The 18,330-nt window shown below is 42.7% G+C and carries 16 protein-coding genes; 13 read left to right on the top strand and 3 right to left on the bottom strand.

All coding sequences use genetic code 11. The features are described 5' to 3' along the window. Positions 1-46 precede the first annotated feature (46 nt). Complete coding sequence (locus AAHJ11_RS05115) at positions 47-1,474, bottom strand: DUF4419 domain-containing protein (RefSeq protein ID WP_320978717.1); 1,428 nt, start codon at positions 1,472-1,474, stop codon at positions 47-49. A 215-nt stretch (positions 1,475-1,689) separates the two neighbouring features. Between AAHJ11_RS05115 and dinB the strand changes: the two genes are divergently transcribed. From dinB to AAHJ11_RS05100, 3 genes are all read left to right on the top strand, one after another. Next, positions 1,690-2,781, top strand: coding sequence for a DNA polymerase IV (gene dinB, locus AAHJ11_RS05110; protein ID WP_074557371.1), 1,092 nt, complete (start codon positions 1,690-1,692; stop codon positions 2,779-2,781). Between the two features lie 325 nt (positions 2,782-3,106). Further along, positions 3,107-5,041, top strand: coding sequence for a heparinase II/III family protein (locus AAHJ11_RS05105; protein ID WP_413579142.1), 1,935 nt, complete (start codon positions 3,107-3,109; stop codon positions 5,039-5,041). Positions 5,042-5,101: 60 nt separating this feature from the next. Further along, positions 5,102-5,803: a DUF4627 domain-containing protein gene (locus AAHJ11_RS05100; RefSeq protein ID WP_320974488.1), complete on the top strand. Its 702-nt coding sequence runs from the start codon at positions 5,102-5,104 to the stop codon at positions 5,801-5,803. Positions 5,804-6,012: 209 nt separating this feature from the next. Here AAHJ11_RS05100 and AAHJ11_RS05095 read toward each other — a convergent pair whose 3' ends face one another. Together AAHJ11_RS05095 and AAHJ11_RS05090 are read right to left on the bottom strand one after the other, a co-directional pair. Further along, entirely contained in the window at positions 6,013-7,191 is a 1,179-nt protein-coding gene (locus tag AAHJ11_RS05095; RefSeq protein ID WP_148364415.1) for an aminopeptidase C, read from the bottom strand. Between the two features lie 93 nt (positions 7,192-7,284). Further along, the gene (locus AAHJ11_RS05090) at positions 7,285-7,422 is read right to left on the bottom strand and encodes a hypothetical protein (protein WP_167511728.1); all 138 of its coding nucleotides are present in this window, start codon (positions 7,420-7,422) and stop codon (positions 7,285-7,287) included. Positions 7,423-7,746: 324 nt separating this feature from the next. Here AAHJ11_RS05090 and AAHJ11_RS05085 point away from each other — a divergent pair, with 324 nt between their 5' ends. The 10 genes from AAHJ11_RS05085 to AAHJ11_RS05040 all read left to right on the top strand — a co-directional run bounded on the left by AAHJ11_RS05085 (position 7,747) and on the right by AAHJ11_RS05040 (position 18,323). Further along, positions 7,747-10,470, top strand: a complete 2,724-nt coding sequence (locus tag AAHJ11_RS05085) for a transglutaminase domain-containing protein (RefSeq protein WP_320974489.1) — start codon at positions 7,747-7,749, stop codon at positions 10,468-10,470. A gap of 82 nt (positions 10,471-10,552) precedes the next feature. After that, positions 10,553-10,990: a hypothetical protein gene (locus AAHJ11_RS05080; protein WP_148364417.1), complete on the top strand. Its 438-nt coding sequence runs from the start codon at positions 10,553-10,555 to the stop codon at positions 10,988-10,990. Between the two features lie 102 nt (positions 10,991-11,092). Then, positions 11,093-11,647: a 4Fe-4S dicluster domain-containing protein gene (locus AAHJ11_RS05075; protein WP_195650471.1), complete on the top strand. Its 555-nt coding sequence runs from the start codon at positions 11,093-11,095 to the stop codon at positions 11,645-11,647. Positions 11,648-11,649: 2 nt separating this feature from the next. Beyond that, the gene (locus AAHJ11_RS05070; protein ID WP_148364419.1) at positions 11,650-12,516 is read left to right on the top strand and encodes a CoB--CoM heterodisulfide reductase iron-sulfur subunit B family protein; all 867 of its coding nucleotides are present in this window, start codon (positions 11,650-11,652) and stop codon (positions 12,514-12,516) included. Next, the gene (locus tag AAHJ11_RS05065; protein WP_259022469.1) at positions 12,504-14,504 is read left to right on the top strand and encodes a CoB--CoM heterodisulfide reductase iron-sulfur subunit A family protein; all 2,001 of its coding nucleotides are present in this window, start codon (positions 12,504-12,506) and stop codon (positions 14,502-14,504) included. Before AAHJ11_RS05070 ends, AAHJ11_RS05065 begins: the two co-directional genes overlap by 13 nt. 14 nt (positions 14,505-14,518) lie before the next feature. Next, the gene (locus AAHJ11_RS05060) at positions 14,519-14,992 is read left to right on the top strand and encodes a hydrogenase iron-sulfur subunit (RefSeq protein WP_074557844.1); all 474 of its coding nucleotides are present in this window, start codon (positions 14,519-14,521) and stop codon (positions 14,990-14,992) included. Then, on the top strand, positions 14,985-15,785 hold the full coding sequence (locus AAHJ11_RS05055) for a 4Fe-4S binding protein (RefSeq protein ID WP_148364420.1): 801 nt from the start codon (positions 14,985-14,987) through the stop codon (positions 15,783-15,785). Before AAHJ11_RS05060 ends, AAHJ11_RS05055 begins: the two co-directional genes overlap by 8 nt. A 9-nt stretch (positions 15,786-15,794) precedes the next feature. Then, positions 15,795-16,808 (top strand): 4Fe-4S dicluster domain-containing protein, encoded by a 1,014-nt coding sequence (locus tag AAHJ11_RS05050; protein ID WP_320974490.1) that lies wholly within the window; start codon positions 15,795-15,797, stop codon positions 16,806-16,808. A 30-nt stretch (positions 16,809-16,838) separates the two neighbouring features. Next, positions 16,839-17,645 (top strand): FAD/NAD(P)-binding protein, encoded by an 807-nt coding sequence (locus AAHJ11_RS05045; RefSeq protein WP_413579139.1) that lies wholly within the window; start codon positions 16,839-16,841, stop codon positions 17,643-17,645. Between the two features lie 246 nt (positions 17,646-17,891). Beyond that, complete coding sequence (locus AAHJ11_RS05040; protein WP_074557926.1) at positions 17,892-18,323, top strand: hypothetical protein; 432 nt, start codon at positions 17,892-17,894, stop codon at positions 18,321-18,323. Positions 18,324-18,330 lie beyond the last annotated feature (7 nt).

Genomic DNA, 18,330 nt, shown 5'->3' with positions numbered 1-18,330 from the left:
AAAGAGAACACTCAACGTTGCAATAGTAACATTGAGTGTTCTTTTTTTATGGGGCTATCAATGAATTTATTCCACCTCGCGAGCCATTTATTTTTATATCCGTATCGGGTAATAGCTTTTTAATGCGCTCTATTCCCTCTTTGGTTATCTTTCCATATAGGGTCAACGATTCAATTTTTATCTTTGATATTTCATCCGGTATATCGATCTTATCGATAAACTGGATATCCAACCTTTTTATCTCCTTCAGTTCTAACAAGACAGTAGGAAACTTCTTTACCCTAATGTTAATACCACTGCCCCAGCCATCATTTTGGGCGTCAGCACTCAACTTGTTTTTTAATCCGTCATTGTTAACGTCTTTCTTTCTGACCATCCAGCCTATTTGTGGTCGCAGAGCAAAATTCTTACTATTTTGCTCCAGTCCGATGAAACCTGCCCAAAATTCCAATGGGGTCTCTTTGACGGCATCGGGATATACTTCCTGATACTTTACATCTACCTTCACTATTTCATCAGGGAGACAATTTCTGCCTTCAAGCTGTTTCAGATTATTTCTTCTTCCTTTCTTGTCATACGGGAAAAATTTAACAATCCATCCATCAATAATATTCGGAGCGCCGTATTGCTTCTGTGAATGATATTTGAACATATTGCGCCAGAAGCTTTTGTCCACCTGGCCTTTGGAGGCTTTGACAAATTCTTCCAGAAGAGGCTCCAGTTCGGAAATCCACCATTCAAGTTTATATTCTTTCAGGCTTCTGGCTTTCTGTAGAACTTTCTCCCAGTCCTCCGGAGTTCCTTCGAGGGTTATTTCAGGTATTCCACAGACAATGCGTATGATTATAAACTCAAAGTATGGCTTCACAGCTTCCATGATTGTTATTTCAGAAGCAACTTTCTCTAAGGAGGTGGTTGTTGAAAAATTACAGGTAAGCAACTCAGTCAGATGGTTACCGACGTGTTCTGATATTTGTTTTGTGAATTGGGGAAAGATCTCTTCCCATGAAAAAGTAGGGTCTTCCAGTTTCTTGTCCGCTCTTACAATTAAGGACAGTTTGCCGGAGAAGTCAACGAGATTATTTCTCATCGATTCCTGATTGGCATTTATATGCCGGGCAAATCCCTGGCTGATTAGTAGCCAAATCATGTCTGGGGACAGAACAAATGGCCTGTGATCTGCATAAGCCTGATACATACCGTTGAAAAAAGAATTAGGACCAAAAGATACCAGACTGTCAGGAGATTGGCTCTTTGCAATGATATGATAAGGAATTTCGATATGCTTCTTTTTTATTTCATAAGGCTCTATGTTCATGTACGATAATATAAGACTTTTATAAATGTCGTCTTGGGAATTCAAATGGAGTAATTCTTCAGGCTTTGAAAGCTTTTCAACTTTAAAGGTGATTCCATTTTGAGCGAATATGGGAACACTGCAAGATATTAATAAGCCAAAAAGTATGTTTTTCATAATCTTAAATGATTCTATGGTGGCATAAACTTATCAGGTATGTCTATGCTTTTCATAGACGATATGCAAATATAACATTATAAGAAGTAGATTAAACAGGATATTAAATGTTTTTTGATTTATATCTATAAAAAACATAAGCGTATTATTTCTTGAGCCGATAAGCGGGAATTATTCGGGAATTTGTAGTAAGTTTGCTCTGCTAATCCTAAAGAATGACGCAGAGAAAGATTATACATATCGACATGGATGCCTTCTATGCCTCTGTAGAACAGCGTGATAATCCTGAACTTCGTGGCAAACCTTTGGCAGTAGGTCATGCTGAAGAGAGGGGAGTTGTGGCTGCTGCCAGCTATGAAGCCCGGCGTTATGGTGTCCGTTCGGCCATGTCCTCCCAAAAGGCGAAACGCCTTTGTCCCCAACTCATCTTTGTACCCGGCAGGATGGATGTTTATAAATCCGTTTCCCGTCAGATACATGAGATTTTCCACGAATATACAGACCTCATCGAACCTCTGTCTTTGGATGAGGCTTTTCTGGATGTTACTGAAAACAAGAAAGATATTTCCCTGGCTGTGGATATAGCCAAGGAAATAAAGTTGAAGATTCGCGAGCAACTCAACCTTGTTGCCTCTGCCGGAGTATCTTATAATAAATTTTTAGCTAAAATAGCTTCGGACTATCGCAAACCGGACGGCTTATGTACTATTCACCCGGAACAAGCTCTTGATTTTATCGCCTGTCTTCCTATTGAATCTTTCTGGGGAGTGGGACCTGTGACTGCCAGGAAGATGCATTTGCTGGGTATCCACAACGGACTTCAACTACGGAAATGTTCTCTTGAAATGCTGACTGGTCATTTTGGAAAAGCAGGTACGCTGTATTATGAATGTTCGCGAGGCATTGACGAACGCCCTGTCGAAGCAATTCGTATTCGTAAATCTATCGGCTGTGAACGTACATTGGAACGGGACATTTCGGCCCGTTCATCGGTCATAATCGAATTATATCACGTTGCAGTAGAACTGATTGAACGTCTCCAGCGAAAAGACTTCAAAGGAAACACGCTTACCTTGAAAATTAAGTTTCATGATTTTAGCCAGATCACCCGAAGCCTTACTCAATCGCAGGAACTGACTACCTTAGACCGGGTACTCCCGCTTGCCAAGGAACTGCTTAAAAGTGTGGAATATGAACAACATCCAATCCGTCTCATCGGGCTTTCTGTCTCCAATCCGAAAGAAGAAGCCGATGAGCAACACGGTGTTTGGGAACAGTTGAGTTTTGAATTTAGCGATTGGGATTAAGGTATGAAAAACGGGAAGAGAACAGGATGTCAAAATAGAGCCTTTATTTGGACTAAACAGAGGCTCTGTTTAAGGAAGACAGAGCCGCTGTTTAGCTAAAATTGCACCTCTGTTTTCTTGGAACGGAATCTCTGTATTTTGAGAAGAAATCTCTGTTTAAATATGAGTGAAATCGATTATTCTATAACCTAAAAGCTTAAAATGAAGCAATTATGAGTACAAATTTTGAAGTATGTACTTTTTTGTCATTAGGTTCGTATGATTTGCTCACCTCATTTTTTATCAGATACACTATCTTTGCAATACTTAAATGAATGAAAATACCATGACTCGAATGAAACATTTGCTTTGTGTTTTTCTGGTAGCAGCTTTGGGAAGTCTTTCTTTCAAGGCAAACGCATATACCGAACGCAATATGCTGCAGAAAGTGGCAGACGAAACTACGTTGAAAAACGTGTTGGTAATGAAACAGGCTTGGGTGCCTTACCCTGCTTATACAGATCGCGCCGCTTGGGACTCGTTGATGGGCCCTAACAAACAACGCCTCATCGAAGCCGGTGAAAAACTCCTCGACTATAAATGGCAGCTGATACCTGCCACTGCTTATTTGGAGTACGAACGTAGCGGTAACCGGAAAGTGATGGAAGTTCCTTATGACGCCAACCGTCAGGCACTCAACACCCTGATGCTCGCCGAACTGGCCGAAGGAAAAGGACGCTTCATCGACCAACTACTGAACGGAGCATATATGAGCTGTGAAATGAATTCATGGGTTTTATCCGCACACTTACCTCGCCAGAGCAGCAAACGTTCACTGCCCGATTTCCGCGAACAAATTATTGACCTCGGTTCAGGCGGATATGGAGCTTTAATGGCTTGGGTGCACTATTTCTTCCGTAAACCATTCGACAAAATCAATCCCGTGGTATCTTTACAAATGCGTAAAGCAATCAAAGAACGTATTCTCGATCCATATATGAACGACGATGAAATGTGGTGGATGGCTTTTAACTGGAAACCGGGGGAAATCATCAACAACTGGAATCCTTGGTGTAACTCAAATGCCCTGCAATGTTTCTTCCTGATGGAGAACAATAAAGACAAGTTGGCAAAAGCCGTTTACCGCTCCATGCAATCAGTCGACAAATTTATCAATTTCGTGAAGTCTGACGGTGCTTGTGAAGAAGGTACATCCTACTGGGGACATGCTGCCGGAAAACTCTATGATTATTTGCAGATACTCTCCGATGGTACAGGTGGTAAACTGTCTCTGTTCAACGAACCGATGATTCGCCGGATGGGAGAATATATGTCCCGCTCATACGTGGGTAATGGCTGGGTGGTGAACTTTGCTGACGCATCGGCACAAGGAGGAGGTGATCCCTTATTAATCTATCGTTTCGGTAAAGCTGTAAACAGCGATGAAATGATGCATTTTGCCGCTTACCTGCTGAATGGGAGAAAGCCGTATGCCACCATGGGCAACGATGCTTTCCGTTCGCTCCAGTCTCTGCTTTGCTGTAATGAACTCGCAAAAGCAACTCCGAAACATGATATGCCGGATGTTACCTGGTATCCCGAAACGGAATTCTGCTATATGAAGAACAAGAATGGTATGTTCGTTGCCGCTAAAGGAGGATTTAATAACGAAAGTCATAATCACAATGATGTAGGGACCTTCTCTCTATACGTGAATACGATTCCCGTGATTATTGATGCCGGTGTAGGTACCTATACCAAACAGACGTTCGGTAAAGACCGCTATACTATCTGGACCATGCAGAGCAATTATCACAACTTGCCGATGATTAACGGAGTACCGCAAAAATTCGGTCAGCAGTATAAAGCGACAAATACAGTTTGCAATGAGAAGAAACGGACATTCTCTACTGATATAGCTACTGCTTATCCGGCAGAGGCGAAAGTGAAAAGTTGGATTCGCTCTTACGCACTTGATAATAATAAATTAACTATTGGCGATACTTATACATTGGATGAGGTTGTTGCTCCTAATCAACTGAATTTCTTAACTTGGGGCAATGTTACTTTCCCGTCTGAAGGGAAAATCCGAATCGAAGTGAAGGGGCAAAAGGTGGAAATGCATTATCCGTCACAATTTAAAGCAGAATTGGAAACAATCAAATTAGATGATCCGCGCCTGTCTAACGTATGGGGCAAGGAGATTTACCGCATCACACTAAAGACAGAAGAAAAGAAAGCGACTGGTAAATATGAATTTGTGATCCAACAAGTGAAGTAAGATGAAGTAGATTCTTTTAAATAAGAAAAAATAAAGTATAAACATTTAAATCACAGTAAGATGAAAAAAGTTTTATTTGCCGGCCTTTTGGTCATTGCAGGAGTAAGTGTAAGTGCACAGAACCTGATAAAGAATGAAAAATTCGCTACCGAAGTAAAGACTAAAGTGACTAACGCTAACAAAGCTGCCGCAGGAGAGTGGTTTATTTTGAATAATGAAGCTGACGGAGTAACTACTATTGCTTGGGAACAAACGGGAGATGCCAAATATCCGAATGCGATGAAATTTGATAATTCCGGTGCCGAAAAAAATATCTCTTGGTACAAGGCTTTTCTGGGACAACGTATTACCGATGGTTTGGAAAAAGGCATCTATGTTCTTACTTTCTATGCAAAAGCTAAAGAAGCTGGTACTCCGGTAGGTGTATACATCAAACAGACCAATGAAGAAAAGAACGATAATGGTAAGTACAATACCACTTTCTTCATGCGTAGAGATTATGATGCGGATGCTCAACCGAATGCTTCGGGTGCACAGTATAACTTTAAGATTAAAGATGCTGATAAATGGACTAAAGTAGTGGTTTATTATGATATGGGACAAGTGGTTAATGCTATTAGCAGCAAGAAGGCAAATGCTGACTTGGAAGTATCTGACACGGATGATGACGCTGCTATTCTGAAAGATTGCTATCTGGCTATTCTTTCACAAAACAAAGGTGGCGTTGTAGAAATCGGCGACGTGACATTGAGAAAAAAATAAAAACTAAGGGTGGGTAAGTGCCTGTCACTCATAAATTGCTATCTTTTTTAGGCACGGATTACACGGATTTCACGGTCTTAAGTATTGTCATTGCTACAAAGTAACCGTGTTAATCCGTGTAATCCGTGCCTAAATTATTAAGAACACATACTTAATATATAGACATCCATAGAATAATCAACCCTCTATTTAGGGTGATACCAAGCGGCTTATTGGATTCCGAGTTTCTTCTTCAAACCCTTTGGCAGAGAATCTTTATGAACCATGACACAAATAGTTTTGGCACGTACATAACTTTCAGACATATTCAGATAACCTCCGGATTTGTTGCTTTCTGCTCCCCAGGAATTCTTGGTAATATAATATTTAGTACCATTCTGGTCTTTTACAATGCCGGTGATGTGCATCAGGTGGTCATCGGTCGTTACAAACTTCTCATAACCGTCCTGACGGATTTCCGGTGTAACATTGATTTCCGGATAAGGATGCTCGAACTTGAACACTTCATCCATACGCTGATATTTAGGCATAGCTTCAAAACGGGCACGATCGGTAGTTGAGTAATCTTTCACGTCCTCTACTTGCGGATTGATGGCGATTCCGTTCTTGAAAGAGAAACCCTGTTCGCTGACATCACCATCCCAACATACGGTATATCCCTTGTTCAATGCATAGTCAATAGCCCCGATCAGTTCGTCCAGCGGAAGATTATACATCGGTTGATTCTCCCAGTTGTCAGGCACTTCAGGTGAGAAGGTTTCATAATAAGGTTTATGAGTGAAACTGGTCAGTTCGATATAATCATCCATATTCAATCCCAAACTTTCAGTGAAAGATTGAGGCGTATATTCCTTGCCTTTATAAGTAAACTTTTCAGGAAGCTTGCCCAAATAAATGTCGAACAGATTGTTGATGAGCGCATCATATTCCGGAGTACGCTTTTTAGAAGCAATATTTGCATCCACCAATGCTTTGAGGTAACGTGACAATGCTCCGTGGTTATGATCTTTGCTGTCGTTTAGCAGTCCGGTGTATACTTCTTCCGGAACGATTCCCGCTTTCTTATAAGCATTCTTGAAAGTGTGTGCCAAACTTCCTTCCCCAATGCTTCCTTTGCCACGACGCAGGTAATTATCTTCGATCTGATTCATGTACTTCTGGCGGACGATAAACATTTCCGAGAGATCATATTCTCCTTTTCCCATACGGAGCAGTTCCGATTCCATAAAAGAAGCGGTGGCAAAGCACCAACAGGTTCCTGTGGAGCCCTGATCTTTGACAGGTGTTGCTTTGTGAGATACAACGGTTGTGAATTCATAACCGGGTGTTTGTGCAAAAGAGGTTACGGCTAGTAAAAGCAGCGCAACCGACATAAATAGCTTTTTCATAATGTGTTTTATTATCTTTCTTCTGCAAATGTATAAAAAAAGCGAGGATACTCGAAAGTTCCTCGCTCTATTTATTATAATTAGTGTGTTTATTTACATGACAACCTGCTGTGACAGCAGTTTTTGAAGTTTACCGTTCAAGGTTTGACACATAGCACCATTTCCCATTGCTTGATAGCGTTTAATACGGTACTGTAACATCATAATTTTTTCATTTGCATTCTTTTTCATAATTTGTTTCCTCTTTTTTTGCCCTCCACGTTTTGAAGAGCGATTTTACATCTTGTTTTCTCTAATAACACTGCAAAGATACGAATTGTTTTTGAATTATATGCTGTAAAACATAAAAATCTTCTTTTTCATTTGAATTTTCTTTTTATAAGGGTTCGAACACGGTCCATGTTACAAACCTGTTACAAAATGCCCGCAATTCTCCGTTGATGACAATATTATTTTTATCTATCACATTTTTATGTACTTATCTAGGCTTTCAGAAAATATTCTTGTATTTTTGTCAGTCAGCAACCTTATTATTAGAATAAACCAAACACTCGTATGAAAACATTCACCCATCTTTTGTGCATCCTGATTTTGTCAATTGTGCTGTTTGCTTGTAACAACGCTCATTTTCTCAAAGAAGAAGCCTACCGGAATCAAGTGGCTCAAGACTTTGAACTGAAAAAACAGGCACTTCCTCATGGAGATTTATTTGCGATCTTTGCCGATTCTGTTTTATCAGTCTACGAGCGCGAAGCATTGATGTTTCTCTATGCTTATATGCCGATAGGGGATGTGACGGACTATTCAGGAGATTATTATCTGGAAAATGTCCGGCTGTCAAAGCAGACGCATAGCGAAATGCCTTGGGGAAAGGAGATTCCCGATGAAGTGTTCCGTCATTTTGTTTTGCCGATCCGGGTGAATAATGAGAATCTGGACGATTCCCGTCGTGTGTTTTATGGCGAGCTGAAAGACAGGGTGAAGGGGCTGCCGATGAAAGAGGCTATATTAGAGGTGAATCACTGGTGTCATGAGAAAGTAGTCTATCGTCCGAGTGATGCGCGTACCAGTTCGCCATTGGCATCCGTCAAGACGGCGTATGGGCGTTGTGGTGAAGAGTCTACATTTACGGTAGCTGCTCTCCGGGCGGTTGGTATTCCGGCGCGTCAGGTGTATACGCCTCGTTGGGCGCATACGGATGATAATCATGCCTGGGTGGAAGCATGGGCGGATGGACATTGGTATTTCTTCGGAGCCTGTGAGCCGGAGCCGGTTTTGAATCTGGGATGGTTCAATGCTCCTGCCAGTCGGGGAATGTTGATGCATACGAAAGTCTTCGGGCGTTATAACGGTCCGGAGGAAATGATGCTTGAAACGCCGAATTATACGGAAATCAATGTGATTGATAATTATGCGCCTACCGCTAAGGCTATCGTGACGGTGACGGATGCCGAAGGACAAGCGGTAGCAGACGCTAAAGTTGAATTTAAGATATACAATTATGCAGAGTTCTATACAGTAGCTACGAAGTATACAGATGCAGAAGGGAAAGCCAGCCTGACTGCCGGTAAAGGAGATATGCTGGTTTGGGCATCCCGTGACGGACGATTTGGCTATGCTAAATTATCTTTTGGAAAAGACAATGCATTGCATCTCTCTTTAGATAAGAAAGAAGGGGAAACTTATTCCTTGCCAATGGATCTTATTCCTCCGGTAGAAGGGGCGAATATCCCCGAAGTCACTCCCGAACAGCGTGCAGAGAATGATCGGCGAATGGCGCAAGAAGACTCCATCCGTAATGCGTATGTGGCAACAATGATGACGGAAAAACAAGCCGAAGAGTGGGTAGACAAGCTGTATGGAAATGCTTTACAATCGGAAAAGAAAGAAAAACTGGCAGACTTTCTGGTTGCTTCGCGCGGAAACTACCAAACATTGAAAGACTTCCTTTTGCCTGTCAGGAAAGAGAAAGATGCTGTCTCATGGGAAGAAATACGTGCCATGTGGATATTAGAGAGTCTTTCGGCAAAAGACCTCCGTGATGTAACTCTGGATGTATTGAATGATCATTTGCAAACGAATCTTTCGGATTGGGAAAAGATAGATACCGAACGTTTTAAAAGAATGTACCTCAATCCTCCTCGTGTAGCCAATGAAATGCTGACTCCTTATAAAAAGGTACTTCGCGAAGCGATTGAAAAAACTGTTTACCAGTCTGTTCCCGATAGCATGAAGCGTGATCCTAAGGTATTAATAGAATGGTGTAGAAAAGAAATTAAAATCAATAATGAATTGAATTCCCAACAGATTCCGATCTCTCCGATGGGTGTGTGGAAAGCACGGGTGGCTGATGAAAAGTCACGTGATATTTTCTTTGTAGCAGCTTGCCGGAGCATGGGATGGGCGTCTGCCCGGATTGATGAAGTGACCGGAAAGGTACAGGTCTTAAATAAAGAATTTGCTCCGGAAGATGTCGATTTCGAGACAGCAGAATCCGCATTGTCCCCAAAAGGAGTATTGAAAGCTACCTATACGCCTATCCGTTCATTAGATAATCCTAAATATTATTCGCATTTCACTCTTTCCAAGTTTAAAGACGGTACCTTCCAGTTGTTGAATTATGACGAAGGAGAGACAGATATGGGGGATGGGACTACATGGCATAATTTATTAAGATATGGGAGAGAGTTTGATGAAGGCTATTATATGATGGTGACCGGAACCCGTCTGGCAAGTGGCGCGGTGCTTTCCAACATTACGTTTTTTACGATAGAACCGGGTAAGACAACGACAGTTGATCTTGTGATGCGTGAAAGCAAAGATCAGGTACAGGTGATCGGCAATTTTAATTCAGAAGCGATCTATCGGCCGGTCGGTGACACCGGGCTGCAAAGTATTTTGCAAACCTGCGGTCGTGGCTATTTTGTGGTGGCTGTTCTCGGGGCAGGGCAGGAACCTACCAATCATGCGTTAAGAGACATAGCCGCTCTAGGCAATGATTTTGAACAGTGGGGGCGTAAGATGGTCTTTCTTTTCCCTTCGGAAGAACAATACAAGAAATTTAATGCTGACGAATTCAAGGGACTTCCGTCTACCATCACTTACGGTATTGATACTGATGACAGCATTCGGAAAGAAATTGTGGCAGCTATGAACTTGAACAATTCCATCCTGCCGGTCTTTATTATTGCCGACACATTTAATAGGATAGTCTTTGTTTCTCAAGGATATACAATCGGTTTAGGGGAACAATTGATGAAAGTTGTACATGGATTATAGGAAAGAGGCTGTATGAATAATCGTTAATTCTTGCTCTTAATATGCTTTTTTCGGAAAAGAATGATTACGTTTGCAGCAAATTATGACTAAGTATATTTTTTGCATATTAGCATGCGCATTTCTGGTATTGGGATTTAGTAATGTTTCCGATAAAGATTTGCAGGGATTTCAGAAAGAAACTGAAATCCGGGTTAATGATATGCAATATAAAGTAGAGTCATGTTGTTGTGTCTCTTCTGCCGGCTTCGATAAGTCAAGTAAAAAAACGCATTCGCAGTTTGTTGATGAGACATCCAATTGTAAAGTCAGTGACTGCATTTTTGATAATATCTCTTTTCCAAGAAGCATTGTTCCTTTCAAGAACTTGAAGTTCAATACAAATACTGTGATTATACAGATATTGAGCTCTCTGAATGTTCAGCTTCCGGAGAACCGTTTGGGTCATACCGACCTTGATGTCAATTACACTAAATATTCGTGTAAGTATTACGTCTACACATTGGCGCATATTCTCATTTAGACAATATTCTTTTCTTTTGGTTGGGTGAGGTGTGTCTTATTCTGATACTTCTCTGCCACTCTTTCCTTTATTTTTATTATTATCTATTTTATTCATGTCAACATGGAAAACAAAGAATGTATTTCCTGTGACTTGGAACAAAAGACGGGTATTGATGTGTCTTATTGCTACCAGTGTGGCAAATGTACGGCCGGATGTGTGTTATCAGAGGAGATGGATTATGCTCCCAGCTATATTCTCCGGTTGTTGCAGACAAAAAATGCTCAAAATGACCGTCGCGTGTTAAGTTCCAATGCCATTTGGATTTGCTTGAATTGCGAAAACTGTATTGCCCGGTGTCCCAAAGAAATAAACATTCCTGAAGTGATGGACTATCTGCGTGAGAAATCCCGTCAAGAAGGATGCATTAGTAAAGAGTCACGCCCTGTTGTAGCTTTCCATTCCGCTTTTCTCGAATCAGTAAAAAGAACAGGAAGACTCTACGAGGTTGGATTGGTGGCAGGTTTTAAAGCCCGTACCTTACGTTTGACACAGGATTTGAATGTGGCTCCTGTTATGTTCGTCAAAGGGAAGCTCAACCTTCTTCCGGAACGGGTAAAAGATGAGAATATGATCAAAAAGATATTTGCACAAACCATTGAAAAGACTCAAAAGTAACTATGAGAATCGGTTTCTATCCGGGATGTTCGCTAAACGGAACTTCTCGTGAATATAATGAATCAGTCAAAGCACTGGCACAGGCGATGGGACTCGAACTGATCGAGTTGAAAGACTGGAACTGTTGCGGTGCAACGGCTGCTCACTCCATGAGCAAACAATTGTCTCTTGCCTTACCTACCCGTGTGTTGGCTTTGGCAGAACAACAGGGATTTCAAGAAATCGTTGTCCCCTGCGCTTCCTGTTACAATCGTTTGAGTGTGGCTCAATACGAATTAATGCACAATGAAGCATTGAAGGATGAAATACTGACTACAGTTGGAATGCGCTACCTCGGTCATGTGAAAATATTGAATGTCATCCAGATGATAGAGAAATATATGCTGGATGCATTAAAAGAGAAGATAGTACGTCCTTTTGCTCATCAAGTGGCTTGTTACTATGGCTGCTTGCTGGTGCGTCCCCATAAAATATTAAACTTCGACCGTTTGGAAGATCCGCAAAGCATGGACAAAATCATGTCTCTGATTGGTGCCACTCCTATTGACTGGGCTTTCAAAACGGAGTGTTGCGGTGCGGGCTTGTCCGTTTCTCGCACAGACCTTGTAGGACGTCTCTCGGGAAATATTCTGAAAGATGCTGACGACCGGGGAGCGGAAGCCGTGATTGTGGCTTGTCCGATGTGTCATTCTAATTTGGATATGCGTCGCCCTGCTATCAACCACTATCTGGCAAAACCTGTTACCATACCGGTTCTTTATATCACACAGGCTATCGGACTGGCTGTCGGACTGACTCCCAAGGAATTGGGACTGGGACGTCATTTTGTAGCTGTAAATTTGAAGGAGGCGGAAGTATGTCTAAAATAGGAGTTTTTATCTGCCATTGCGGTGAAAATATCAGTGTAACTGTCGATTGCGAAAAAGTGGCCGAGGCGGCAAAAGAAATGGAAGGCGTTGCCTATGCCATCGATTATAAATATATGTGTTCCGATCCGGGACAGACATTGATTAAGAACGCCATTAAAGAATATGGATTGGATGGCGTTGTCGTTGCTGCCTGTTCTCCGCGAATGCATGAACCTACCTTTCGGAGGGCATGTGCGGAAGCCGGATTGAATCCTTATCTGTGCGAGATAGCTAATATTCGTGAGCATTGCTCTTGGGTACATGAGAAAGGGGAGGCAACTACCCGTAAGGCTGTCGATATTGTCAAAAGTCTGGTTGAAAAAGTAAAGCGGAATCATCCTTTGGTCCCCATTCAGGTTCCTATCACCAAAAAAGCACTGGTGATTGGAGGAGGAATTGCCGGAATTCAGGCAAGTCTGGACATCGCCAATTGCGGACATCAGGTCATTCTGGTAGAGAAAGAACCGTCTATCGGCGGACATATGTCACAGCTTTCGGAAACTTTTCCTACATTAGACTGTTCGCAGTGTATTCTTACTCCCCGAATGGTGGAAGTAGCGCAGCATCCGAATATCACTCTTTATACGTATGCCGAACTGGAGCATGTGGAAGGCTTTATCGGTAATTTTAAAGCCAGTATACGCCTGAAAGCGAAGAGCATTGATGAGAAATTATGTACCGGTTGCGGACTTTGTACGACTAAATGTCCCAACAAGAAGATACCGAGCGAATTTAATGCCGGTTTGGGAATGCGTACAGCTATTTATGTTCCTTTTCCGCAAGCAGTGCCCAATAAACCGGTGATTGATAAAGAACATTGTACCCATTATCGCAATGGTAAATGCGGAGTTTGTGAAAAGCTATGTCCTACGGGGGCTATCCGTTTCGGACAGGAGGATCGTATTATCACTGAAGAAGTCGGAGCAATTGTAGTGACTACGGGATTCAATGTATTAAATACCGACTTCTTCCCCGAATATGGATATGGAAAATACAAAGATGTCATTACCGGATTGCAGTTTGAGCGTCTGGCATCGGCTTCCGGTCCTACATTCGGAGAGATTCGCCGTCCGTCTGACGGACAGATTCCTCAAAAGATTGTATTTGTAGCCTGTGCCGGTTCCCGTGATCCGGCCAAAGGAATTCCTTATTGCTCTAAGATATGCTGTATGTACACTGCCAAACATGCGATGCTTTATCAGCACAAGGTACATGGTGGCGAATCGTACGTGTTCTACATGGATATTCGTGCCGGAGGAAAGAATTATGAAGAATTTGTGCGCCGTGCCATTGAAGAGGATGGAGTGAATTACGTCCGTGGTCGCGTCGCCCGCATATATGAGAAGAACGGTAAATTGATTGTTAAAGGAGTAGACACCCTGTTGGGAGCATCACCTGTCGAGATAGAAGCTGACATGGTAGTGCTTGCCACAGCGGGAGTCGCCAACAAGGGAGCGGAAGAACTGGCGCAGAAGATGCACATTTCCTATGACCCTTATCAGTTTTTTGCCGAATCTCACCCCAAACTGAAACCGGTGGAAACGAATACAGCCGGAATCTATCTGGCAGGAGCCTGTCAGGCACCGAAAGATATTCCCGAAACAGTGGGAATGGCTTCGGGAGCCGCTGTGAAAGTAGCAGGATTGTTTTCACAGGCAAATCTGGTTCGTGAGCCGTTGATAGCCGTTGTCAATCGTACTGCCCCTCCGTTATTCAGTACTTGCGTAGGATGTTTCATGTGTCAGACAGCTTGTCCTTATCAGGCTATCGAACGTGAAGAAATAAAAGACAGGAATGGGAATGTAATAAAGACAGTTGCTAAAGTAAATCCCGGACTTTGTCAGGGTTGTGGTACCTGTGTTGCTTTCTGCCGTTCCAAATCTATTGATATACAGGGATATTCCAATGAACAGGTCTATGCCGAAGTGATGGCATTGCTGAACCATTAAAAAGAGAGTAAGCTATGAACGAAAATAAGATCGAGAATAATCAAGAATTTGAACCGCGCATTGTAGCTTTTGTCTGTAATTGGTGCACGTATGCCGGGGCAGACCTGACAGGTACGAGCAGGTTGAAATATGCGGCTAATGTAGAAATTGTTCGCTTCCCCTGTACAGGAAGAATTGACTTTATGTTACTGTTGAAAGCCTTTGCCGGAGGTGCTGATGGAATTATCGTTTCGGGTTGTCATCCGAATGACTGTCATTATACATCTGGAAACTTCCACGCACGTCGTCGTTGGATTGTATTCCGCGGACTGCTCGACTTCTTGGGTATTGATGTACGTCGTATCCGTTATTCATGGGTGTCGGCGGCGGAGGGAGCCAAGTGGGCTGATCTGGTGAATGAAACAGTTGCCGGAATCCGTGAACTGGGACCTTATCTGGAGTATCAGAAAGCTTCGGACTATTTGGAAAAGGAGGCTATCTATGAGTAAACTGACAGAAAAAGCAGTTGCTTTGTTACAAGAAGGAGAAGTGAATCTTGTGATAGGCTATGAAGAAGGAAATCACGGAACACGTCCTCTCTTTTGCCGGCAGGCAGAAAATGCCGACAGACTGATACTGGACGACCGTTGCACGAATAATATTGCAGTCTATCTGACAAAACGGGAATTAACAGGAACAGGCAAAGTGGCTATAACAGCTGCGGTTCCGGCATTACGGACGATTGTTCAATTGGCATTCGAAAACCAGTTGAAAGAAGATAATCTTCTGGTACTGACCGTTGACGGACACGGAGAACTTATCCAGTTTAAAGGATTTGATGAAATAAAAACATATCTGGCAGATTTTCCCTTGGTTATTAGCGAGGAGAATCTTCAACTGATTGATCGTCTGAAAAAGATGAGTCGTGAAGAGCGGTGGAAATACTGGATGGGGGAAATGTCGAAATGCATCAAATGTTATGCTTGCCGGGCTGCCTGTCCGTTGTGTTATTGCAGCCGGTGTATTGTGGAGGTCAATTGTCCGCAGTGGGTACAACCCTGGTCTGCTCCGCTGACAAATATGGAGTGGCAGATTAACCGCGTGATGCACATGGCAGGACGCTGTATCGGTTGTGGCGCTTGTAAGCAAGCTTGTCCGGTGGGGATTCCTCTTCATTTGATGACACAAAGTATGATGGAAGACATTCAGGACGAGTTCGGGGTTGCTCCCGGTGCTATCAATCCTGCGGGAAATGTACTTTCTACCTTCAAGGCAGAAGATAAAGAGAACTTTATACATTAAAAGAAAGTAATGGAAAATCTACATATCAGTAAAAGCAGTCTGCAAGAATGGTTTCACCAGATGGTGAAAAAGGAAATGCATATTTTTGCTCCTGTGCGTTCAGGAGATAAAGTAGACTTCAAAAGAGTGACTTCTTACGATGAGGTAGCGACGGACTATGTGCAGACTACCCAGTCGGCTAAACGATTTGCGTTCCCGAAAACAGAAGTGCTGTTCTCTTATCAGAAAGACGGGAAAGAAGCTACTTTGCAGGAAGCGGATATTAATGCAATTCCCGAAATGATTCTCTGGAAAATCCGTCCTTGTGATGCGGCAGGGGTTGCACCCCTTTCCGGTATTTTTAATTGGGATTATAAAGATAAACTATATAATGCCCGGCGGGAGAAAATGACATTAATCAGCTTCAGTTGTGCACAATGCGATGAATCATGTTTCTGTACTTCCGTTCACGGGGGGCCCGGTAATACTGCCGGCAGTGATATTCAGATTACGGAGTTGCCGGATCAGAGTGCATTGGTGGAAGTCTTGACAGCAAAAGGCAAAGCATTGGTTAAATTCTTTGTGAAAGAATATACACCTGCCGAAGAAATAGATAAGGAACAATATCTGGCATCCGTTCCCATTCGTTTCAATGTTGATAATGTACGGGAGAAGTTGGCGGGAGCATTCGACAGTCCTGTTTGGAAACAACAGTCCGAACGCTGTTTGGGATGTGGCGCATGCGCTTATGTTTGTCCAACCTGTGCCTGTTTTGATATTCAGGAAGATGCCAAAGGTTCGTCCGGCCATCGTGTCCGTTGTTGGGATTCTTGCGGCTTTTCGCTGTTTACCCTTCATACGTCCGGACATAATCCGCGTCCGACACAAAGCACCCGTTGGCGTCAGCGCATTTTGCATAAGTTCTCCTATATGCCTGAACGGATACAGGAAACCGGTTGTACCGGATGCGGACGTTGTTCACGTGCCTGCCCGGTAGATATGAATATACTTGAACACTTAATATCGATATCAAGCCATGAATGAGCAGTCGAATATATATATCTTCCGTACCTGATGGTGATTGAGAAGATAACCCATGAAGCTCCGGGAGTGAAGACTTTCCGGTTAAGATTTAAAGACGAGAAGGAAGGAGAAGCCTTTCATTTCAAAGCCGGACAGTTCGGTGAATACTCTGCGTTTGGTGAAGGAGAGTCAACTTTCTGTATTGCTTCGTCGCCTACTCGTAAAGGATATATCGAGTGTACATTCCGCCAGGCAGGACGGGTGACTACCGGACTTGCCAAACTGGAAGAAGGAGCTACCGTCGGTTTTCGCGGACCTTTCGGAAACACATTTCCGTTGGACGAGTGGAAAGGAAAGAATCTGTTGTTCGTTGCAGGTGGTATAGCACTTCCGCCGATGCGTTGCGTCATCTGGAATGCATTGGACAGGCGGGAAGATTTTAAAGATATAACGATTGTTTACGGAGCCAAGTCTGTTAACGACCTGGTATATAAAGAAGAGCTGAAAGAATGGGAAAAACGTCTGGATGTCAATCTGATAACTACGGTTGATCCCGGGGGGGAGACTCCCGACTGGACAGGAAAAGTCGGTTTTGTACCTTCGGTGCTTGAGGCTGCTGCACCTGCCAGTGCAGATACTGTGGCAATAGTTTGCGGACCTCCGGTGATGATAAAGTTCACTTTTCCTGTATTGGAGAAGTTAGGCTTTGCCGATGAGAATATTTATACCACCCTGGAGAACCGGATGAAATGTGGTGTTAGAAAATGTGGACGGTGTAATGTCGGGAAGTTGTATGTCTGTAAAGACGGTCCCGTATTTACCAAAGCCCAGTTGAATGATATACCTCCTGAATACTAATGATAAGGTGTTTAAGGATTAAAATATTGTGTTTTCCGTTGTGAAACGGGAGTTACGTCGTATAAAAGCAAGGATATATACCGAAGTGATTTCAGGCAAATAATATCCGCCGATTGTTTTTATATGGTGATGAGGAATGCCCAGTGGGATTAACTTTCATGTGTGTCTAAATTTTATAATGGTTTCACCATTGGGCGCCTCTTCTTTATTTTGAATATGATTGTACAACCTAATTTTTATATTACTATGATTCATTTATTACTATCTACTCTTGCGATGATGGGGCTTACTTTCCTCATCGGTTTTTTTGTCGCTGCGGTCATCAAGTTGATTGCCTATGCGGCTGATTCATTTGATTTTTATAGTTCCCACCGTTTGGAGCTACTCCGGCTACGACGCTGGCGGCAGCATCGGCAGAAGGTGGAAAGATTAGTCCGGCAAATACCTATTGTAGATGAAGATGCTTTAGGAGATTCTCGTGAAGACTATAGTAGGGGGATTGACAGGAACTTTACTGGTTATCCCGGCTATTATCATGGAGTGAGTCCGGGAGCTTCGGAAAATAATCTGGTTAATTATTATTATTCGCAGGATACCCGTGAATTTTTTCTTCGGGAAGAAGAGCAGGTACATGCCAATAAGAAGAACTCAAAGAAACTGACTAACAACAAACAATGAAAGAAAA

It is taken from the genome of Bacteroides sp. 90-K9/2 (assembly GCF_047310725.1).
Taxonomy (GTDB): domain Bacteria; phylum Bacteroidota; class Bacteroidia; order Bacteroidales; family Bacteroidaceae; genus Bacteroides; species Bacteroides vicugnae.
This window is presented reverse-complemented; position numbering and strand designations above follow the sequence as displayed.